This window comes from Mycobacterium alsense (assembly GCF_002086635.1).
GTDB classification, from domain to species: domain Bacteria; phylum Actinomycetota; class Actinomycetes; order Mycobacteriales; family Mycobacteriaceae; genus Mycobacterium; species Mycobacterium alsense.
Genome location: NZ_MVHD01000001.1, coordinates 75,114 through 95,814, shown reverse-complemented (window position 1 = coordinate 95,814; position 20,701 = coordinate 75,114). Strand labels below are relative to the sequence as shown.

Annotated in this window: 19 protein-coding genes and 3 tRNA genes; 14 read left to right on the top strand and 8 right to left on the bottom strand. The window is 69.2% G+C overall.

The window, feature by feature from the left end; genetic code table 11:
* Position 1: 1 nt before the first annotated feature.
* From recD to recC, 3 genes are read right to left on the bottom strand one after another with little or no spacing between them, the layout of a single operon-like run.
* Positions 2 to 1,732 carry an exodeoxyribonuclease V subunit alpha gene (gene recD / locus BST11_RS00470; protein ID WP_211284577.1) on the bottom strand — a complete coding sequence of 577 codons (1,731 nt, stop codon included), beginning with the start codon at positions 1,730 to 1,732 and terminating at the stop codon, positions 2 to 4.
* Positions 1,729 to 5,010 carry an exodeoxyribonuclease V subunit beta gene (gene recB / locus BST11_RS00465; protein WP_083136067.1) on the bottom strand — a complete coding sequence of 1,094 codons (3,282 nt, stop codon included), beginning with the start codon at positions 5,008 to 5,010 and terminating at the stop codon, positions 1,729 to 1,731. The genes recD and recB overlap by 4 nt, the downstream gene beginning before the upstream one ends.
* Entirely contained in the window at positions 5,010 to 8,303 is a 3,294-nt protein-coding gene (gene recC, locus BST11_RS00460) for an exodeoxyribonuclease V subunit gamma (RefSeq protein WP_083136066.1), read from the bottom strand. Before recC ends, recB begins: the two co-directional genes overlap by 1 nt.
* A gap of 113 nt (positions 8,304 to 8,416) precedes the next feature.
* On the opposite strand from recC, the gene BST11_RS00455 reads away from it, so the two are divergent.
* Genes BST11_RS00455 through BST11_RS00440 form a run of 4 tightly spaced genes read left to right on the top strand, consistent with a single transcriptional unit; the run spans position 8,417 to position 11,218 of the window.
* Positions 8,417 to 8,932, top strand: coding sequence for a nitroreductase family protein (locus BST11_RS00455; protein WP_083136220.1), 516 nt, complete (start codon positions 8,417 to 8,419; stop codon positions 8,930 to 8,932).
* 4 nt (positions 8,933 to 8,936) lie between these two features.
* Positions 8,937 to 9,686, top strand: a complete 750-nt coding sequence (locus tag BST11_RS00450; RefSeq protein WP_083136065.1) for a class I SAM-dependent methyltransferase — start codon at positions 8,937 to 8,939, stop codon at positions 9,684 to 9,686.
* 58 nt (positions 9,687 to 9,744) lie between these two features.
* The gene (gene cynS, locus BST11_RS00445) at positions 9,745 to 10,200 is read left to right on the top strand and encodes a cyanase (protein ID WP_443677625.1); all 456 of its coding nucleotides are present in this window, start codon (positions 9,745 to 9,747) and stop codon (positions 10,198 to 10,200) included.
* 7 nt (positions 10,201 to 10,207) lie between these two features.
* On the top strand, positions 10,208 to 11,218 hold the full coding sequence (locus BST11_RS00440; RefSeq protein ID WP_083136063.1) for a patatin-like phospholipase family protein: 1,011 nt from the start codon (positions 10,208 to 10,210) through the stop codon (positions 11,216 to 11,218).
* Positions 11,219 to 11,324: 106 nt separating this feature from the next.
* On the opposite strand, the gene BST11_RS00435 is transcribed toward BST11_RS00440, so the two are convergent.
* From BST11_RS00435 to BST11_RS00415, 5 genes are all read right to left on the bottom strand, one after another.
* Complete coding sequence (locus BST11_RS00435) at positions 11,325 to 11,804, bottom strand: hypothetical protein (protein WP_083136062.1); 480 nt, start codon at positions 11,802 to 11,804, stop codon at positions 11,325 to 11,327.
* On the bottom strand, positions 11,801 to 14,197 hold the full coding sequence (locus BST11_RS00430; RefSeq protein ID WP_083136061.1) for a molybdopterin oxidoreductase family protein: 2,397 nt from the start codon (positions 14,195 to 14,197) through the stop codon (positions 11,801 to 11,803). Before BST11_RS00430 ends, BST11_RS00435 begins: the two co-directional genes overlap by 4 nt.
* A gap of 50 nt (positions 14,198 to 14,247) precedes the next feature.
* Positions 14,248 to 14,943 (bottom strand): crotonase/enoyl-CoA hydratase family protein, encoded by a 696-nt coding sequence (locus BST11_RS00425; protein WP_083136060.1) that lies wholly within the window; start codon positions 14,941 to 14,943, stop codon positions 14,248 to 14,250.
* Between the two features lie 40 nt (positions 14,944 to 14,983).
* The gene (locus tag BST11_RS00420; RefSeq protein ID WP_083136059.1) at positions 14,984 to 15,817 is read right to left on the bottom strand and encodes a hypothetical protein; all 834 of its coding nucleotides are present in this window, start codon (positions 15,815 to 15,817) and stop codon (positions 14,984 to 14,986) included.
* Between the two features lie 145 nt (positions 15,818 to 15,962).
* On the bottom strand, positions 15,963 to 16,676 hold the full coding sequence (locus BST11_RS00415; RefSeq protein WP_083136058.1) for an MBL fold metallo-hydrolase: 714 nt from the start codon (positions 16,674 to 16,676) through the stop codon (positions 15,963 to 15,965).
* A gap of 120 nt (positions 16,677 to 16,796) precedes the next feature.
* On the opposite strand from BST11_RS00415, the gene BST11_RS00410 reads away from it, so the two are divergent.
* The 10 genes from BST11_RS00410 to nusG all read left to right on the top strand — a co-directional run bounded on the left by BST11_RS00410 (position 16,797) and on the right by nusG (position 20,684).
* Positions 16,797 to 17,006, top strand: coding sequence for a type II toxin-antitoxin system VapB family antitoxin (locus BST11_RS00410; RefSeq protein WP_083136057.1), 210 nt, complete (start codon positions 16,797 to 16,799; stop codon positions 17,004 to 17,006).
* A gap of 132 nt (positions 17,007 to 17,138) precedes the next feature.
* Positions 17,139 to 17,211: transfer RNA gene (locus BST11_RS00405), tRNA-Thr, on the top strand.
* Between the two features lie 53 nt (positions 17,212 to 17,264).
* Positions 17,265 to 17,338, top strand: a tRNA-Met gene (locus tag BST11_RS00400).
* 70 nt (positions 17,339 to 17,408) lie between these two features.
* Positions 17,409 to 17,576: a 50S ribosomal protein L33 gene (rpmG, locus tag BST11_RS00395; RefSeq protein ID WP_066907182.1), complete on the top strand. Its 168-nt coding sequence runs from the start codon at positions 17,409 to 17,411 to the stop codon at positions 17,574 to 17,576.
* A 49-nt stretch (positions 17,577 to 17,625) separates the two neighbouring features.
* Positions 17,626 to 18,105, top strand: a complete 480-nt coding sequence (hadA, locus tag BST11_RS00390) for a (3R)-hydroxyacyl-ACP dehydratase subunit HadA (protein WP_083136056.1) — start codon at positions 17,626 to 17,628, stop codon at positions 18,103 to 18,105.
* Entirely contained in the window at positions 18,092 to 18,520 is a 429-nt protein-coding gene (hadB, locus tag BST11_RS00385; protein ID WP_067324275.1) for a (3R)-hydroxyacyl-ACP dehydratase subunit HadB, read from the top strand. Before hadA ends, hadB begins: the two co-directional genes overlap by 14 nt.
* Before the next feature lie 15 nt (positions 18,521 to 18,535).
* A complete protein-coding gene (hadC, locus tag BST11_RS00380; protein WP_067324273.1) occupies positions 18,536 to 19,036 on the top strand; it encodes a (3R)-hydroxyacyl-ACP dehydratase subunit HadC in 501 nt (166 codons plus the stop codon).
* A gap of 157 nt (positions 19,037 to 19,193) precedes the next feature.
* Positions 19,194 to 19,266: transfer RNA gene (locus tag BST11_RS00375), tRNA-Trp, on the top strand.
* 103 nt (positions 19,267 to 19,369) lie between these two features.
* Positions 19,370 to 19,834, top strand: coding sequence for a preprotein translocase subunit SecE (gene secE, locus BST11_RS00370; RefSeq protein ID WP_067324567.1), 465 nt, complete (start codon positions 19,370 to 19,372; stop codon positions 19,832 to 19,834).
* A 31-nt stretch (positions 19,835 to 19,865) separates the two neighbouring features.
* Positions 19,866 to 20,684, top strand: a complete 819-nt coding sequence (gene nusG, locus BST11_RS00365; protein WP_067324271.1) for a transcription termination/antitermination protein NusG — start codon at positions 19,866 to 19,868, stop codon at positions 20,682 to 20,684.
* The last annotated feature ends 17 nt before the right edge of the window (positions 20,685 to 20,701 follow it).

Here is a 20,701-nt window from a genome sequence, read left to right as displayed (position 1 = left end):
CTCATGTCGCCCGCAGCCGATCCGCCAACCCGCTGGCCCGCATCGCCCGCCGCCCGATCGCAGCCCGCGCGGAGTCCTCGGACCCGACCACGCGCACCTTCTCCTTCGCGCGGGTCACCGCGGTATAGAACAATTCCCGCGTCAGCAGCCGCGATTCCTCGCCCGGTAGCAGCACCGTCACCTCGTCGGCCTGGCTGCCCTGTGACTTGTGGATCGTCATCGCGTGCATGGTTTCGACGTCGCTGAGTCGGCTGATCGCGAAATCCAGCGGCCCGGCCGCGGCGGCGATGATGGCCCGCAAGCCGTCGGGACCCGTCACCGCCACACCGGTGTCGCCGTTGTAGACGCGCAGCGCATAGTCGTTCGCGGTCACCAGTAGCGGGCGCCCGGCGTACCACTCCGACCACGGCGGCAGGCCGGTCTCCTCCGAAAGCCACTGCTCCACTTGCCGATTCCAGCGCCGCACCCCGAACGGCCCCTGCCGGTGCGCGCACAGCAGCCGATGCGCGTCCAGCCCCGCCAGGGCAACGTCGGCGGCCCCCAACAAGGCCGCCTCGCGCAACCGAAGCGCGTGCGGCAGCAGGACCGACCGCAACCGATCGGAAGGATCGTCGCCCTCGTTGCATTCGATGAACTCGATATGCTCGTCGCCCGACCGCAGCAACGCCAGCGCACCATCGGAGTCTCCGGTCCGGATCGCGTCGGCGAGAAGTCCGATCGACTTCCCGAATCGGTACGACGTCCGCAACGCCGCCACGCGCACGTCGTCGCGGCCCGACAACCCGTCCACCAGGTCGGCGAGCACCGCGCCGGCCTCGACCGATGCCAGCTGATCGGGATCGCCGACCAGAATCAGCCGGGCATCCGGACGCACCGCCTCCAGCAGCCGCGCCATCAGGGTCAGCGACACCATCGACGTCTCGTCGACCACAATCACGTCGTGCGGCAACCGGTTTCCGCGATCGTGGCGGAACCGCGACGACGAGTCCGGCCGGCGGCCCAGCAACCGATGCAGCGTCATCGCCTCCAGCCCGCCCAGCCGCGCGCGGTCGGCCGCATCCAGCCGGGCCAACTGAAGCTGCACGGCTTCGGCCAGCCGAGCCGCCGCCTTGCCCGTCGGGGCCGCCAGCGCGATCCGCGGCGGCGCGAAGCCGGCGACCTCGGCCTGTTCGGCCACCTCCGCGAGCAGGCGGGCGACCGTAGAGGTCTTGCCGGTCCCGGGCCCACCGGTGAGCACCGTGACCGCCTGCGACAGCGCAATTTCCGCGGCTTCGCGCTGCTCGGGGTGATCGGGCGGGAAAAGTCGCTCGGAGGCGCGGGCTGCGGCCAGCGGCCTGGACGCCAGCAGCGCGATCAGGTCGTCGCACACCTGCTTTTCCTCGCGCCAATACCGGTCGAGGTACAGCAGCCGGTCGTCATAGAGATGTAGCACCTGCGGGGCGTCCGCCAACGTGCTCGCCCGCACCGCGGCCAGCCACTCCGACGGATCGGGCCACGCCACGTCGTCGACTCCCACCACCCCCGCGATCGTCGGCAGATCGACGCACACCGATCCGCCCCGCAGCGCACGCACCGCCAGCGCCACCGCCAGCGCCACCCGCTCGTCGCCCTCGCCGGCCAGCGCGCAGAGCCGTTGCGCCACATGCACATCCGCGACGTCGAGGACTCCGGCCTCGTTGAAGGCGCGCAGCAGGCCTTCGGCGCCGACCGCAACCTCGACATCGGCGGTCACGCGGCACGCCTTCCCTCGTCCAACAGATCCGAGAGCGCTGCGACCAGCCCGGCCGGCGGCTGCCACCCGAACACCCCGCACGGATGGCCGTCGACAATCGGCGTGCCCGCCCCGCACATGCCCCGCACAAACAGATACAGCACCCCGCCCAGGTGCCGTGACGCCTCGTACCCGGGCTGCCGCCACCGCAGAAACCGGTGCAGCACAACGGTATACAGCAGCGCCTGCAGCGGGTAGTCCGAATGCAACATGGCCTCGATCAACCGGTCCCGGCCGTAGTCGGCGGCGCTGTCACCGAGGTTGTTGGTTTTGTAATCAACCACCAGGTAACGCTGATCGGGCAATCGCAGCAAAGCGTCGATCGAGCCGGACAGGTAGCCGCGCAGCGATTGACCACCCAGCTCTGCCGACGTCAATCGTTCGGCGTACGGCTCGAACGGATCGCCGGGGGGCAGGCGGCCGCGCAGCAGCGCGCCCACGTCGGACAACGAGACGTCGGGCGCGGCGACACGCACGTCACCGCCGGCCAGTGGGATTTCGAACTCCAACTCCCGCAGGCGGTCCCGCAATCCGATCTGGCCCAACGTCAGCCCGCCGGCCAGCGGCCCCAACGTCGTTGCATTCATCGGCACCAGGGCGGCGGCCAGCGCGGCCGGATCGACGTCGACCGGCCACCAGGGCAAATGCCGCCGAACTTGTGCTTCCAGTTCGGCGGCCAAGTCGGGCGCGGCGGGATCGGCGCTCTCGAGCACCGCGTGCACCAGCGACCCGAATGCCGCGCCGGCCGGCATCCCGGTCAGCGGCGACTCGATGTCCTGGCCGACACCCGGCGCGGTGACCACGACGGCCTCCGCCTCGTCGTCGCGCACACCGACCTCGGGCTCGCTGTCCGTGCCGGCCGGGCCGGCGGATTCACTACCGCGGACCAGCGCCGAGTACGAGGTGCGTCGCCATCCGGTGTCGATCGTGCGATGGAAATGCCGCACCTCGAAGCGGGGGACGGGTGGCGCGGCGGGCCTGGCCGCCGGCGGCACGACCGCGGACTCCTCCACCGAGGGTCCGCCGGCGCCCTGCCACCGCGTGAACAGCGCCCAGGCGTCGTCGTCGGTGATCGCCGCGTCGCACCTGTCCGGCACCGGCGCCTCACCCATGCCACGGCCCCGCAGCAGCCGCGACAGCCCGCCGTTGCGCTCGTCGGCCGACGGTGCCCACCACGCCACCACCTGCGATTGGGCCCGGGTCAGCGCGACGTAGGTGACCCGAATGTTGTTGCGCGCCTCCTCGGTCCGGTAGAGCTCCTCGACGCGGCGACGATCGGGGCTGTCCGCACCGCCGATGTGCAGACAGCGGGTGTCGTTCTCGTCGTGATAGAGCCGGATGTCACCCTTGCGGACGTTACGGTTGAAGGCGAACGGCAGATACACGATCGGGAACTGCAGCCCCTTGGCCACGAACACCGTCATGATCTGCACCGCGGCGGCGTCGCTGTCCAAGCGACGGTTGCGCTCGGACGCGCCGGTACGGTCGGCGCATTGGCGGCGCAGCCAATCGCGCAGCGCCGGAAGGCCGTAGCGTTCGCGATGCGCGGTTTCGTGCAGCAACTGCGCGATGTGCGCCAGGTCGGTCATGTGCCGCTCGCCGCCCCATTGCGCCAGCACGCGACGGCCCAACCCGCGCAGCTGCGCGGCCTCGAAGACCGCGGCGATCCCGCGCTGACGCGCCTGGGAGGCCCATTCCCGTAGCGCGGTGGACACCCGGTCGGTCAGCGCGTCGCCCTCGGCGGCAAGGGTTTCCGCGGTCTCGCCGAAGAACATCGTGCACGCCGCGGCGCGCACCAGCCCGCTGCGGTGCGGGGCGTCGAACGCCTCCAGCAGGCACAGCCAATCCTTGGCGGCCTGCGACTCGAAGACGTCGGTGTCGCCGGTGTAGACAGCGGGGATGCCGGCCGCGGCGAGCGCGTCCCGGCAGGCCCGCGCGTCCCGGTGCTGCTCGACGATCACCGCGATATCACCGGCCTCGACGGGCCGGCCGTCGTAGGTGGCGCCGGAGGCCAGCAGCGCGCCGATGTCGCCGGCCAGATCGGCGGGGATGTGCCCGCGCAACGCGTCAATCGGGATGTTGTCGGTCCCGTCGTAACCGAGGGCGGGGCGCTTGACGACCCGCAACCGGAACGGCGCGTTGTGCGCCGCCCCGGCCAGCCGGTGTCCGCCGTGCTGGGCGTGGATCCCGTGCACGACGATGTCCGGATGGCCCAGCGCCGCACCGCGCAACACGGTCTGCAAGCTGTCCACCAGCGCGCGGTCGCTGCGCCAGTTGACGCCCAGCGTGTAGCGGGCTTCGGCGGCGCGCGCGGCCCTGAGGTAGGTGTGGATGTCGCCGCCGCGGAAGCCGTAGATGGCCTGCTTGGGGTCGCCGATCAGGATCAGCGTGGAGTGGCCCGCGAACGCGCACTCGAGCACCCGCCACTGGATGGGGTCGGTGTCTTGGAACTCGTCGACCAGCACGATCCGCCACCGCCCGCGCATCCGCGTGCGGGCCGGTGAGTCCTCTGCCGCAAGGGCTTTCGCCAGCCCGGTCAGCAGGTCGTTGAAGCCGGCGACGCCCTGGCGGCGCTTGCGATGCTCGAGCTCGGTGAGCACGTCATTGGCGAAGCGCAGCCGGGCCGCGGGCGTGCTGTCCGGCTCGGGATCGAGCGGCCGCAGCTCCGCGCACGGGTCGTCGACGACCTCGCGGGCCAGGGTGAGCGCCTCCTGATAGGTCAGCGGCGGCCCGCCTTCGCCACCGCCGAATCGGGCGAGGTAAAGGTCGTCGGCGATTTCGGTGACCAGGTCATCGAGGCTTTCGACAAGTGTGACGCCCTCGGCCGTATCACCGGCCACGCCAAGCGATTTCAGCACCCTCGCGCAGAACTCGTGCGTGGTCGCGATGGTGGCGGCGTCGAAGTTCGCCAGCGCGTCACGCAGCCGGGTCCGCCGCAGGGCACGCTCGGCGTCGACGCCGCGCGTCAGGTGCTCGACGAGGTCGTTGGCCGGCTCGGCCCGGCCCTCCAGGGCGGCGACCGCCTGGGCGATCTGATCGCGCACGCGTTCGCGCAGCTCGCGGCTGGCGGCCCGGTTGAACGTGATCAGCAGCATCTCGTCGAGCGTCGCGCCGGCCTCGGCGAGATAGCGGGTGACCAGCCCCGCCAGCGCGAAGGTCTTGCCGGTACCGGCGCTGGCCTCCAGCACGGTGGTGGAGCCCGAGGCCGGCAGCGGCCCCAACAGGTTGAACGGATCCATCAGCCCGGGCGCCTCTCCGCGGCCAGCAGCGGCAGCCACAGGCGGGCAGCCAGCGCACCCAGCCGGGTGTCCTCGCCCGGCATGCCCAGATCCGGATCGGGCGGCCCCAGCAACACATCGAACGGGGCCCTGGGTCCCCACACCCGCACGTGCGCCCGCTCACCGTCCTCGCCGTCGTGAAAGTTGTTGGACTCCCACTTACCGCGGGCGTATTTCACCGGATCCCTTCCGCGGTGCCGGCGTTCCGCCCAGGCATAGGAGGTCTTGAGTGGCAGCGGCAGCGGCTCCCGCCGTCCCGCGTCGAAAATTCTTACCAGGTCCCGTATTACGGTCACGGGGTCGGCCGGGGCGCCCAGCCCGCAGACCTCGATGGTGTCCTTGCCGCCGCGCCCGACGCAGATCGCCGTCCAGTCGCCGTCCGGGCGGCCGGCGGCGAGCGCAACCAGGGAGATCCACGCCTGGAGTTTGTGTTTGGCGGCCAACCTCGAGTAGCTCACGTCGACGATGCGGTTTTCGAACACCCGATTGACGGTGCCGGTGACGCGACGGCCGGCACCCAGGCCGACCGCGACGTCGTACGCCCGCGCCTGCACCCGTTGGTGGCTTCGGGCGGTGTCGGCCAGCCGGGCCGCCGTCTGGCTGATCGCTTCGGCCTTGCGCCAACCCAGGCGCTGGGGCGGCAGGGTACCGCGGCGCCATTCGGCGTTCATCGCCACCTTGCGGTCCATGCCCCGCAACATGTCGTGCAGCATCCGATCGCCGACCACCCACGACTGCAGCGGGTCGATGTCGACGGGCATTTCGTCCTCGATCCCGTCGACATCCCACGGCAGCGTGCAGTCGAGCGCCCGGAAGAACCCCTTGACCGGGTCCTTGAAGAAGTCGAGCAGGTCGGCCAGGGACACGTCGCCGAGCGGTGCGGCCGGCAGTGCGCCGGTGATGAAAGCCGTTGGCGCGCGGCGCTCGCCAGTGGCCGCCTGCGCGGCCGCCAGCGCCGCCGGGTCGAAAGTGAACGCCTGGCCGGGCGCCAGGGCGCCGGGGGTGACGTTCTTGCGGTCGAACGGCTGCAAGGGGTGCTGGGTCAGGACGTGTTCGCGGACCGGGGTTTCGGTCGTCTGGTCCAGCGCGTCGAGCACCTCGGCGAGGGGAACCGCGGGCGGCCGCGGATGACCGGTGTGCTCGTCGTTGCCCGTGTAGGTGATCACCAGCGTCTCGCCCGCCGCACAGACCGCGTCGAGCAGCAATTGCCGGTCCTCGGAACGGATGTCGCGCTCTCCGGTCATCGGCGCGCGCGCCAGCGCGTCGTCGCCGTCGGGAACGTCCAGCCGCGGGAAGGCGCCGTCATCGAGCCCGACCAGGCACACCACCCGGTGGGGCACCGAACGCATGGGGACCATGGTGCACGCGGTGAGGGTGCCGGTGCGGAAGTTGGCCCGGGTGGGTCGGCCGGCCAATTGCGAGGACAGCAGCGCACGCACGTCGGGCAGCCGCAGCGGCGCCGATGCCCGGGCGCCGGCGCGCGCGACGATCTCGGCGAACTCCCGCTGCAGTTGCGCAGTCTCCCAGGCGTCGTGCGAATGGGTGAGTGCGCCGATGCCGACGGCCAGCGCGTCCAGCCAGTCGACCAATGATTGTGTGCCGCTGAGGCTTTGGACAATGCTCTGCAAGCGGCCTACGTAGTCGGCGAGCCGCCCGGCCAGCTCCACCCGGTTGCTGCCGACGTCGTCGAGGGGCAGCGCGGTGCCCAGCCAGGCCTGCGAGTCGTCGGACATCGCGACCCCGGCCAAGATGCGGTCGAGGCCGAACCGCCAGGTGTTGTGCACGATCTTGTCCAGGCCGTACGGCCGGCGGTACTCCGGGTCGAAGCCCCACCGGATGTTTGCCGAACGGACCCATTCGGTGACCGTGTCGAGGTCGTCGTCGGTGAACCCGAACCGGGCCCGCACCGGCTGGGCCTGGGCGAGGTTGAGCACCTGGCTGGCGGTGGCCCGGGTGTCCGCGATGCCCAGCAATTCGGCGACCACACCCAGCAGCCCATTGGTCTGCGTCAGCGAGCGGTCGGCGAGGCGCACCCGCAGTTGGTGCGCGGGATGGCTCCCAAGCCCAAAGCCCGCGATCTCGCCGAGCCCGAAGCCCGCGATGATCAGCGGCGCGTACTTTTCGATGTCGGGGCACATCACGACGATGTCGCGGGGCTCCAGTGTCGGGTCGCCCGCCAAGAGGCCGAGCAGCACCTCACGCAGTACGTCGATCTGTCGCGTGGGGCCGTGGCAGCTGTGCACCTGCACCGAGCGGTCCGCCGCGGCCAGCGTCCGGCCGTCGGGCCGGACCGCATTGGCGGCGATGTCGGCCTGCAGCCAGCCCAACAGCGTGTCGGGTCTGGTTGTGCCGCCGATAAATTCGTCACTCGCCGGGTCGGCGGGCAGTGTGCGCTGCAGTTCGCGCAGGTCGCGGCCCAGCGTCTCGAGCAGCGGATGCCCGGCGGCGGTCCGGCTGCTGTCAGCGCACCGCGGCACCGCGCCGTGGGTGCCGGCCAGCGCCCGCCACAGCTCGTCGCTGGGGTGTGGCAGCCACAGGTGCAGGTCGTGGTGGGTCGCCAGCGCGTCGAGCAGCTCCACTTCGGTGCACGCCAGGCGGGTGTGCCCGAACAGCGACAGCCGCTCCGGCAGGTCACTCGGCCCCTCGCGCAGCCGCGCGACCGTCTTCTGGTGGCGGACGTGCGGGGGATCGGCCTCGACGCGCTCGACCAGCGACCGCCATAGCTTCGGCTGCCAGAGCAGGTCCTCGTCGAGGCCGGCCGCGTTGCCGTCCAGCCAGTCGACCAGCAGCTGCGGACGCTGCCGGGCGTAAGAGGTGAACAGCCCGGCCAGCCGCCGCGCCACCGCGTAGCGACGGCCCCTGCGGGCCTCGGCCTCGATCGCGTCGGTGTCGAAGTGGCCCAAGTGCTTTGCCAGCGTTCGGCACCACGGCTCGTCGAGGCTGGAGTCGATGACCTCCAGCAGCGGCCACGTCAGCGCCTCCGGCGACCATGGGTCGTCGTCGACGGTGCCCGTGACTTCGGCGAGCAGCGAGCCCGGACTGCGGAACGCCACGCCCGCGCATACGCCGTCGCCGGCACCGGGCCGCCGTCCCAGGACGTGCGAGAGCCGTTGGCTCAGCCAGCGCTCGATACCGCGCGCCGGCACCAGCACGAGCTCCTCGGCGAACGGGTCGGGCAACGGGTTGGCCAGCAGGGCGCCGAGACCGTCGGCGAGCAGGTCGGTGCGTTCGGCACGGTGGAGATGGAGGCCCATTGCGCTGCCACCATAGAACGCCCCGCCGACAGCCGGGGATGATTCGGCGCCGACGTGCCGTTCGACGGTGGTGGCAGCATGGGCGGGGGTCGAGAAAGAAACGAGGAATGACGATGGAAGCTTGGGACGCGATCCGCGCGCGCCGCAACGTCCGGCAATACACGTCGGAGCAGGTTTCGGCCGAGGATCTGGACCGCATCGCCGAGGCCGGCTGGCGGGCGCCGTCGGCGAAAAACCGGCAGCCGTGGGACTTTGTGATCGTCACCGACCGCGACCAGCTGCGGGAGCTGTCCACCGTGTGGCAGGGCGCCGGCCACATCGCCTCGGCCCCGGCCGCGATCGCGCTGGTGGTCCCCGTGCCGCCCAGCGAGCGCCGGCTGGTCACGGACACCTACGACATCGGCCAGGCCACGATGGCGATGATGATCGCGGCCACCGACCTCGGGATCGGGACGGGCCATTCGTCGGTGGGGGACCAGGACAAGGCGCGCGCCATCCTCGGGGTGCCCGACGGTCACCAGGTGGCTTTCCTGCTCGGCATCGGCTATCCCGCCGACCGGCCGCTCACCCCGATCCGCCGACCGAATCGGCGACCGTTTTCCGAGGTCGTTCACCACGGGCGGTGGTGAGACGATGCGCGAGCACCAGGGCGACTACGGATACGACGGGTCCTTTCACACCGTCTCGGCCGGAACGCAATTGGCAATCGTCGCCGCCGGATCCGCGGTCCTGCTCGCGGCGGCGGGCCGGTGCCTCGCGCGCGGCAAGCGGGCGGCGGCGGCGCTCGCCGGGGCCGCGGCCCTGCAGATCGCCGGGACGGCGGCCTGGTACATCTACGCGACGCGGGCGGGCAAGTTCGTCGTGTGGGACCGGGTGCTCGACGAGCTGCGGCTGCGTGGCGACGAAACGGCGCTCGACCTGGGGTGCGGGCGTGGTGCCGTGCTGCACGCGATCGCCAAGCGGTTGCCGCGGGGCCGCGCGATCGGCGTCGACCTGTGGCAGGCCGACCAGACCGGCAACGCGCAGGAGGCGACGCTGGCCAACGCCAAGGCGGAAGACGTCGCCGACCGCGTCGAGGTGCGCACCGCGGACATGACCGCGCTGCCGCTGCCCGACGAATGCGTGGACGTGATCGTCAGCAGTTTGGCGATACACAACATCCCCACCCACGCGGGCCGGCGAGAGGCGCTCGACGAAGCGGTGCGCGTGTTGCGGCCGGGTGGTCGGCTGGCCATCGCCGACCTGTGGGAGACTCGTCAGCACGCCGACCATCTGCGCGAAATCGGGTGGCGAAATGTGAAGCGCCGCAACCTCGGATGGCGCATGTGGTACGGCGGCCCCTGGTTTTCCACGCGCCTGGTCACCGCCACCAAGCCGGGGTGAGCGGCGGCTTCTGCGCCGCGCCTGGCTCGGCCACGCCCTGGAGTGCATGCTGGGACGCATGACCAGAAACGAACTCACCGAACAGATCGTCGCCGCGCGGCTGGCGAAGGGGTTGACGTGGCAGGAGCTGGCCGACGCGATCGGCCGGCCGGTGCTGTGGACCACGTCGGCGTTGCTCGGCCAGCAGCCCATACCGGCTGAGCTCGGCAAGGTCCTCGTGGAGAAGCTCGGCCTCGACGAGTCGGCGGTGCCCGTGCTGGCGGCCCCGCCCATACGCGGCGGCCTGCCCACCGCGGTGCCGACCGACCCGACCATCTACCGCTTCTACGAGGCCCTTCAGGTCTACGGCGGCGCCATCAAGGAAGCGATCCACGAGCAGTTCGGCGACGGCATCATGAGCGCGATCAACTTCAGCGTCGACGTGCAGAAGAAGCCGCATCCCTCCGGCGACCGTGTCGTGGTGACCTTCGACGGGAAATTCCTTCCCTACCAATGGATTTCGGCTGAGGGGTGACCTGACCTTGGCGCACCAGCGACGGCCGAAGCGGGCCGACCTCATCCTCTCCGGTGGGGGTGTGAAGTTCATCGGCCTGGTCGGTGCGATCGTCGCGCTGATGGACGCGGGATATGCGTTCCCGCGCATGTCGGGGGTCTCCGGCGGCTCGGTGGTTTCGGCGATTCTGGCCGCCGCGTCCAACGGCAACCAGCTGACCAGCCACGAGATCCGGGAACTCGGACTTTCTGTGCCGCTACGCAAATGGCGCGACGCGGCGCCGATCCCCGTCCTCGGCCCGGGCTGGGGTCTCCTGCGCGACACCGGGCTCTACCGCGGCGACTTCGCCCACGACTGGGTCCGCAGCCAGCTGAAGAACCTGGGCGTGACGACGTTCGGCGACTTGGCGCTCGACGACGACCATCTGCTCGAGGAGCGGCGCTACAAGCTTGTGGTGACGGTGGCCGACCTGACCCTCGGGCAGCTGGTGCGGCTGCCGTGGGACTACCGGCGGGTCTACGGCCTGGACCCGGACGAGCAGCTCGTCGCCGACGCGGTGCGCGCCTCGATGGCGATCCCGTTCTTCTATCGGCCGGTCAGCCTGACCGGCGCCACCGGGCTGCGCTCGACGCTGGTCGACGGTGGTGTGCTGTCGACCTTCCCGATCGACTCCCTGGACCGCGTGGACGGCAAGCCGCCGCGCTGGCCCACATTCGGAATCACGGTGGTGCCGAAGCTCGTTGAGGGCGTGCAGACCGCGATTCCGCGGTTGCGGCCGCTGCGGTTTCTCGGGCCGCCGTCGTTGCTGGAAAGCCTGATCACCACCATGCTGGTCGGGCACGACCTCACGCACCTCAACCAGCCGTGGGTGCGGGCCCGGGCGATCCCCGTCGTCACGACCGACGTGAGCGTCCTCGACTTCGGGATCTCCAGAGGACGTCTCGAAGAGCTCTTCGACCGCGGCTACGCGGCGGCGCAGGAGTTCCTGTCCACGTGGGACTGGGCCGAGTACGTCGAACGATTTCGGCGGTTCCATTGACGGCGAGCGGGTGAAGTGACGGCGCGCCGCGCTCGTGTCACACTTTCCGCGAGGAGGCGAGCAACGCGGTGGCCAGGTCTTTTCCGGGCCACCGCGTTCGCTACCTTCAGCTCATCAAGACCTGCGGCGAGAGCTCTTTGAGCATGGCGTTGGCCCAGCGCATCTGGCGCAGCGTCTCGGGGTGGCAGCGTGACGCCAGGCCCAGCAGCTCCTCGTCCTTGGCGGCCTGAGCGCCCTGGGCCAGCAGTTCCCAGTCCAGCGACGCCCCGGCCGCCAGCCGGTGGATCCGCCGCAGGTCGGCCAGCAGCACCAGCCCGGGTTCGGGCCGGTGCCGCAGCATTCCACTCACGCGCGACTGAAGAAAGCCGCTGAGCGCGTTGGTGCGCGGCTCGGCCGACAGCCGCAGCCCATAGTGGCGGCCATGCTCGGCCAGCTGGCGCAGGTGGTGGCGCGACCAGCCGGCCATGTCCTGCGCGAGGTGAAACACGTCCTGGTCGCTGTGGTGCCGGGCGGCCACCACGTTGAGCTCGTGCGCGAGTTTGCGTTCGGCGCGGTGAAGTTCGCGGATGGCCATTTTCAGCTTCACGGCTGACCTCCCGCCGGCACGGCTTCGGCGACCGCCGCGGGGTGCGCTGCGGCGCCGCCGTTCCCACCGGCGTGCCGCACCCGGCTCTTGTGCAGCTTGGCCGCCGCGGTCTTGAAGATCGGCTGCTTGGACACCGGATCCCAGTCGGTCAGCGTGAGCTCGTTGCCCGCCCGGTGGTGACCGCCCGCGTCGGCGTCCCAGTAGCCGTAATGGAACGGCACGAACAGCACCCCGTCGCGGATGCCGCAGATCCGGGCGGCGCACACGACGCATCCCCGCGGCGTGCGCACCTCGACGGCGTCGCCCTCCCCGATGCCCAGGCGGCGCGCGTCGCTCGCCGAGACCTCGACCCACACCTCGGGCGCGGCGGCCTGAAGCTGCGGCGCCCTGGCGGTCTTGGTGCGGGTGTGGAAGTGGTAGACGGTGCGGCCGGTGATCAAGGCGAACGGGTAGTCGGGGCTGGGCCGCTCGTGCGGCGGCACGTACTGGGCCGCCTTGATGACGGCCTTGGCGTAGGGGTTCATCGAGCGATACTCGTCGGGCTGCAGCGGGGCCCCGGTGATCAGGTCCTTGCCGTAGGCCTCGCAGTAGTCGGGATGCGACCAGAACTTGTTGTCGGAGTAAAGCCGTTCGGTCCCGTCGGGATGCTCGGCGTTGCACGGCCATTGGATCCCGCTGCCGCCGCGCAGCTTCTCGTACGTCAAACCCGTGTAGTCGCACGGCCGGCCCGCGCTGCACTTCTTCCACGCCTCGAACGCCGACTCCGGGTCGGTCCAGGGCGGGAACGGTTGGCCGTCCTTGTCGCGAAAGTCCATTCGTCGCGCGTAGTCCAGGAAGATGTCGAGGTCGGAGCGCGCGGAACCCGGTGGCTCCACGGCCTTTTCGGAGAGGTGCACGGTGCGGTCGGCGTTGGTGAAGGTGCCGGTCTTCTCGCCCCACGCGGCGGCCGGCAGCACCACGTCGGCGAGCGCGGCGGTTTCGGTCATGAAGATGTCCTGCACGACCAAAAAGAGGCGCTCCTGGGACAGGATGTCGCGGACGCGCGCCAGCTCCGGCAGGGACACCGCGGGATTGGTGGCGGTGACCCACAACATCCGCAGGGTGCCCTCCTCGGCGAACCGGAACATCTGCATGGCGTGGGTCGGCGGCGCGTAGTGCGGAATCTGCAGGGGTTCAAGGTTCCACAACTGCGCCAGCTCGGCGATGTGGGAGTCGTTGGACCAGTTGCGGAAGCCGGCCAAGTCCCCGTCGGCGCCGCACTCGCGCGTGTTCTCCGCGGTCGGCTGCCCGTTCATCTGCAGCACGCCGCAGCCGGGCTTGCCGAGCATGCCGCGCACCAGGTGAATGTTGTTGACCTGCACGGCCGCGGCGGTCGCCTGGTGCGACTGGTAGAAGCCCTGCAGCACGGTGGACAGCAACCGCTCCGCGGTTCCCAAAAGCCGTGCGGCGCTGCGGATGTCGTCGGCCGCGACGCCGCAGATCTCGGCGACCCGCTCGGGCGGAAACGCCTCGACCCGACCTTGCAGCTCGTCGAAACCGACCGTGTTCGCGTCGATGTAGTCCCGGTCGACCCAGCCGTGGGCGATGATCTCGCGCAAGAGGCCGTTCATCAACGCGACGTTGGTGCCCGGCATTGGCGCCAGGTGGACGGTGGCGCGCCGGGCGACTGGAGTGAGCCGCGGGTCGACGCACACGATCGCCGGCGGCGACTCGCCGGCCAGTCGGTCCAGCATCCGCGCCCACAGCACCGTCTGCGTCTCCGCGACGTTGTGGCCGAACAACGCGATGACGTCGGCATGGTCGACGTCGGTGTAGGAACCCGGCTGCCCGTCGCAGCCGAACGATTCCTTGAGCGCCTCGGCCGCGGTCGCCGTGCACAGCCGGGTGTTGCCGTCGACGTGATTGGTGCCGATCGCCCCGTGCGCGACGGCCCCCTGCGTGTAGTACGCCTCGAGGAACAGCTGACCGGAGGTGTAGAAGCCGATCGAGCTGGGGCCCCGGGTGTCGAGCAGGTGGCGGCTGCGCTCCACGATCCGCCCCATGGCGGTGTCCCAGTCGCACGGCTTCAATTCCCCGCCGACCCGGACCAGCGGGGTGGTGAGCCGGTCCGGGGACGCGTTGGCCTGCCAGCCGAACAGGTCCTTGGGGTCGAGGCGGCCGTGGTTGACCCGGTCGACGGCGCGCCCGCGCACCCCCACGATCCGCCCGTCCTTGACGGCGATGTCCAACCCGTCACCGTTGGAGTGCAACACCGCCGCCGACTGCACCCAGCGGTCCACCGATTCGGGGGCGATCCCGTCGGCCAGATAGGTGTCGACCCGCTCCGGCCACTCGGTGCCCGGTTGGTACGGCGTGCGCGTTCCCCACGGGTCGGCGATGCGGTCTGTCGTCACGCCCGAGAATTACCCGGGCGCGGGACCCCGAAACCTCGCTCAGCGCGGCTTCAGAGCCCGAACTCGGCCTCGATGTCGTCGATTCCGGCGCGGATCGCCTTGAGGGCGTCGGCACGGACGCGCAATTTGGTTGCGGCGTGGGCATGTTGGTTCAGGCCGGCGAATTCGCGCGCGGCCTCTTCGGCGCGGTCGACCACCATCTCGGGCAACACGATCTCGTCGACGAAGCCGGCGGCCAGGGCGGTCTCACCGAAGAACGTCTTGGCCAGCCCGGCGGCCTGCTGATAGGCCGACGGCGTCAGCCGCAGCTTCATGATCTCCAGGGCGGCGTAGGGGATGACCATGCCGATGGCCACCTCGTTGGCCTGGATGTTGTACGCGTGGGCGGCCACCCGGTGGTCGCCGGAGGACAACAGGAACGCGCCCATCGCGATGGCGTGGCCCGTGCAGGCCATCACCACCGGCCTGGGGTAGGACAACAGCCGGTAGGCCAGCTCGAAGCCCCCGCGGAGCATGTCGATAGCGGGCTGCGCCTGGCCGGAGGTCAGGATCTTCAGGTCGAACCCGCCGCTGAACACCCGCTCGTTGCCGGTGATCACCAGGGCGCCGACGTTGTCGCTGTCGGCGCGATCGATCGCCTCGTTGAGGGCCTGCTGCATCGTCGGGCCCAGCGCGTTGACCTTGCCATCGTCCATCCTGATGACGGCGATGGAATCCTCGTGGCTGTAGAGGACCGGGCCGCTCATGGTTGCTCCTTCGACTCGGCCCCGCGGGGCGTGGCTCGTCTCAGACGTGCTGGCTGCGGTGCTTGGCGAAAGTCTTCTCGCCGTTGCCCCAGCGCAGGCTGACGTCGGTGGGTGCGTCGAGCTGACGGGCGCGCCACCTGTCCTGCGTTTCCCGCACGGCGCCGTTGATGCGTTCGATCTCGTCGCGGAACACGTCTGCGCGGGTTTCCTTGCTCGCGTAGTGGAAGTAGGTCAGCAGGCCGCGCAGCAGCTCCAGCTTCTGCTTTTCGCGCTTCGCCAGGTCGTGGGTCGTCATCAACTCGATGCGCTGAACCGGCGGCAGCTCGTTCCAGTCGAGCACCACCTCGGTCTGCAGAACGGGCCGATCGCGTTGCCAGAACCGCCAGCCGCGCGGCTTGTCGGGGCGGTCGTGGTAGATGACGGACCCGGCGAAGCGCGATTCGATCCCGCTTCCGATCTCGGCGCGGTCGAGCGCCGAGTCCCACACCATGCGCCACTCCTGGCCCGGCGCGAGCACCGGCAGTTCGCGCGGGAGCTGCAGTTCGACCACGTCGGCGTAGCCGTCGGCGGCGTTTTCGTATTCGGCCACCGTCGGCGGCGTCGGAAACGCGAAGCGGATGTCGTAGGCCGCGGTCTTCCCGAAATTCCGGACCACCAGTTCGATGACGTGCCAGTCCGCGGGGTGCGGTTCCATGAACATCGCGACCTGGGGACGGGTCTGCTCGGCGACCAGCCGGCGGTTGACCCTGAGCTGCCTGGTGACCACGACCAGCGCGACGATACCCAGCAGAATTGCCGCCCAGGCGGCCCACGCCAGCCAGGTACTGGACGCGACATTGGTGACCCCGTGCCAGGCGTTCTGGATCCACCCCATGAGATCCACCCTTCCGCTTATATCACAGTGGTCCTCGGCCGGAAGTTTCGCTGGACCGATCGTAGAGGGGCCCGGCGCGCACCGCTGAACCGAAAGCCGGCCCGGGATGACGCCGCCCAAATGCGCGCAATTGTTCGTCCGTCGGTTATCCGCCCATCAGCATTCGCCACTGGTCGAGGTTGGCGGCGCGATACACGTAGTTGGAGCGTTTGACCTCCGACAAAGACGCGCTCGGCTCCGCCGAGTACCAGTGACCCGGAAACACCGTCGGATCGCCGGGAAGCGTGGCGAGCCGCTGCAGGCTGCGATACATCTCGTCGGAGTCGCCGCCCGGAAAGTCGGTGCGCCCACAGCCTTCGAGGAACAGCGTGTCACCGGCGACCAGGCGGCCGTCGAGCAGGAAACACTGGCTGCCCGGCGTGTGACCCGGGGTGTGCAGCAGCTCGATTTCGATATCTCCGACGCTGACCTTGTCGTGGCCCTCATGGGCGGTGAGGTCTGCCAGGCCGATCCCGGTGACCCGCGAAACCCAAAGGGCCTCATGGGTATTGACGTGCACCGGCACGGGCGCGCGCTCCAGCAGCTCAGCCAGTCCCTTCAACTCGAAGCCCATCATCGACCCGCCCACGTGGTCGGGGTGGTGGTGGGTCACCAGCACCCCGGACAGGTGCATGCCGTCGGCCTCGAGCGCGTCGAGCAGATCGCCGGCGGCGTAGGCGGGGTCGACCACCATGCAATCCCCGGTCTGGCGGTCGCCGATCAGGTAGGCGAAGTTGCGCATTTGGGTCGCGAACATGTCGCCGGGGGCGAAATCGCGACCCGAGAGCAACTGACGGAAATACAGCCGGTCCTCTGCCACCCGACCAGACTAGGACCCCGCCCGATGCGCGCCGCTGCCGACTGCGCATTGGCGCGGTGTTTGCCAGAAACCCCCCGTCGTCGGTGGGTTCGGGCCGTGCCCAGTGGGTATTGTTGCCGCATGAGGAAGAGGGTCGAGATCGACATCGACGACGATCTGGTCCAAGAGGCGATACGTCGGTTCCATCTGGCTGACACGCGCGAGGCCGTCCATCTCGCGCTGCGGACCCTGCTCGGCGAGTCCGGTGCGGATGATCAGCAAGACAGCGCATACGACGAGTTCAGCGACCTCAGCGCGTGGCAGCCGCGCCCCGGCGGCGACAGCGGGTGATATCGCGTCGTCGCCCCCCGCCCGTCGCGCACCGGTGGGCAGCCGCCCGGGCGCATTCGTGGTTTGGTGAGGCTGCGCGGCAGGCTGTACCCTCTTTTAGGCCCCGCGGCAGGACTGTCGCTTGGGTGAACGGCCCCCTTAGCTCAGTCGGTAGAGCGTTTCCATGGTAAGGAAAAGGTCAACGGTTCGATTCCGTTAGGGGGCTCGGCGGACGCCGAGCAGGCAGGCGGCCCTCAACCCCAACATGGGTGGCCCAGAGGCGATGTAGCTCAGTCGGTTAGAGCGAACGACTCATAATCGTTAGGTCGCCGGTTCGAGTCCGGCCATCGCTACAACACAACAACGGCACAACAGACGACAACAACGCGAGTTTCAACGAGCGACTGAGCAGAGAGAACCGACATGGCTTCCAGTACCGATGTGCGGCCGAAGATCACCCTGGCGTGCGAGGTGTGCAAACACCGCAACTACATCACCAAGAAGAACCGCCGCAACGATCCCGACCGGATGGAACTGAAGAAGTTCTGCCCGAATTGCGGCAAGCACCAGCCGCACCGCGAGACACGCTAGCGCCGCCCAGCACTCATTTATCGACACCGACTAGGTAGGTTCTACAGCCGTGGGTTTGTCCACAAACATCGTCGGGATGCACTATCGGTATCCCGACCACTACGAAGTGGAGCGCGAGAAGATCCGCGAATACGCGGTGGCCGTGCAGAACACCGACACCTGCTTTTTCGAGGAGGACGCGGCCGCCGAGCTGGGATACAAGGGCCTGTTGGCGCCGCTGACGTTCATCTGCGTGTTCGGCTACCAGGCGCAATCGGCGTTCTTCAAGCACGCGAAGATCGCGGTCGAGGACGCGCAGATCGTCCAGGTCGATCAGGTGCTGAGATTCCAGAAGCCGATCGTGGCGGGCGACAAGCTCTATTGCGACGTGTACGTCGACTCGGTGCGGGAAACGCACCACACCCAGATCATCGTGACCAAGAACATCATCACCGACGAGGCCGGTGACATTGTGCAGGAGACCTACACGACCCTGGCGGGCCGTGCGGGTGAAGACGGAGAAAAGGGATTTTCTGATGCCACTGCGTGAGTTCAGCTCGGTCAAGGTGGGCGACAAGCTGCCGGAGAAGACCTACCCGCTGACCCGTCAGGACCTGGTGAACTACGCGGGGGTCTCGGGTGACCTGAACCCGATCCACTGGGACGACGAGATCGCCAAGGTCGTGGGGCTGGACACCGCGATCGCCCACGGCATGCTCACCATGGGCATCGGCGGCGGCTACGTGACCTCGTGGGTGGGCGACCCGGGCGCGGTCACCGAATACAACGTGCGGTTCACCGCCGTCGTGCCGGTGCCCAACGACGGCAAGGGCGCCGAGCTCGTGTTCAGCGGCAAGGTGAAGTCGGTCGACCCGGAGACCAAGTCGGTGACCATCGCGCTGACGGCCACCACCGGGGGCAAGAAGATCTTCGGGCGGGCCATCGCGTCGGCGAAGCTGGCGTAGGCGGGGACGCAGTTCATGGCCCTCAAGACCGATATCCGCGGCATGATCTGGCGGTATCCGGACTACTTCGTCGTCGGCCGCGAGCAGCTGCGCGAGTTCGCCCATGCCATCAAATGCGACCACCCGGCCTACTTCGACGAGGGCGCGGCCGCCGAGCTCGGCTACGACTCGATCGTCGCGCCGATGACCTTCGTGACGATCCTGGCCAAGTACGTCCAGCTCGATTTCTTCCGGAACGTCGATGTGGGCATGGAGACCATGCAGATCGTCCAGGTCGACCAGCGGTTCCTCTTCTACAAGCCGGTGCTGGCGGGCGACAAGCTGTGGGCCCGGATGGACATCCATTCGGTGGACGAGCGGTTCGGCGCCGACATCGTCGTCACCAAGAACATCTGCCACAACGACGAGGGCGAGCTCGTGCTGGAGGCCTATACCACGCTGATGGGCCAGCAGGGCGAGGAATCGGCCAGGCTGAAATGGGACAAAGAGTCCGGGCAGGTCATCCGGACCTCGTAATCGGAGTAATCGGATTTCCTGAGCTCGGGTGGGATCGAGTACACTCGGGCCTCGGGGTTTTCCCAGCATCAGCGCGCTTTCCGGGATTTGAACATCGGGGGGCGCGCGTGTCATGTAAGCCCCGGCAGGTAAGCGCAGGTTGGCCTGCCAACCGCGAAGGGGCGTAGCTCAACTGGCAGAGCAGCGGTCTCCAAAACCGCAGGTTGCAGGTTCAAGTCCTGTCGCCCCTGCTGAAGACGGACTACAGGTGCCGTGCCATGGTGGACACTGGAAGGGTAGTGGCCCATCAGAATGGGACGGTTCGCGGGATATCAGCAAACAAAGGAGCACGCGGTGAGCGACGAGGGCCCCGACATCGGTGCAGCCAACGACGCCGCACGCGACGGCGGTGACACCGAGGACGGTCGCGACAGCGGCGTCCGGACGGCCGTGGTGACCCGGCCGCAGCGCCCCACCGGCAAACGATCCAGGCAGCGAGCGGCCGACGTCGGCGAGGACGTCGACGCCGAGTCCGTCGACGAAGTCGAGGCCCCCAAGCGGGACACGCCCAAGAAGGGCGGCAAGAGCAAGGCGGCGGCCAAAGCCCGCAAGCCCGGGGACCGGTCGGCCAATCCCTTCGTGTTCGTCTACAACTACCTCAAGCAGGTCGTTGCGGAGATGCGGAAGGTGATCTGGCCGAACCGCAAGCAGATGCTCACCTACACCTCGGTCGTGCTGGCGTTTCTGGCCTTCATGGTGGCGCTGGTCGGTCTGGCGGATTTCGGCCTGGCCAAGCTGGTGCTGCTGGTGTTCGGCTGAGCTTTGAGAGTGACAGGAAGGACCGAAAACCGTGACTAGCTTCGACGGTGACACGTCCGCGGGCGAGGCAGCAGTCGACGTGCAGGAAGCCCCTGAGACGTCAGCGGCTCCGGAGGGCTCGGAGACCCCGGAGACCCCGCAGACGTCAGAGACCGCAGAGACCGCAGAGCAGGCGCAGCCCGCAGAGCAGGCGGAGCCGGCCGACGAGGCGGAGCCGTCCGAGGAGGTCGACCCGGCCGCCGCGCTGAAGGCGGAGCTGCGCAGCAAGCCCGGCGACTGGTATGTCATCCACTCGTATGCGGGATACGAGAACAAGGTGAAGGCGAACCTGGAAACCCGCGTGCAGAACCTGGACGTCGGCGACTACATCTTCCAGGTGGAGGTGCCCACCGAAGAGGTCACCGAGATCAAGAACGGCCAGCGCAAGCAGGTCAACCGCAAGGTGCTGCCGGGCTACATCCTGGTGCGCATGGACCTCACCGACGACTCGTGGGCCGCGGTGCGCAACACCCCGGGGGTCACCGGTTTCGTGGGCGCCACGTCGCGCCCGTCCGCGCTGACGCTGGACGACGTGGTGAAGTTCCTGCTGCCGCGCGGGGCGGCGAAGAAGACCGCCAAGGGCGCGGCCAGCACCGCCGCCGTGGCCGAGGCGGGCGGCCTGGAACGGCCGGTCGTCGAGGTCGACTACGAGGTCGGCGAATCGGTGACGGTGATGGACGGACCGTTTGCCACGCTGCCGGCCACCATCAGCGAGGTCAACGCCGAACAGCAGAAGCTCAAGGTGCTGGTGTCGATCTTCGGCCGCGAAACCCCCGTCGAACTGACGTTCAGCCAAGTCTCCAAGATCTAACCGGGCAATCGCGCCCA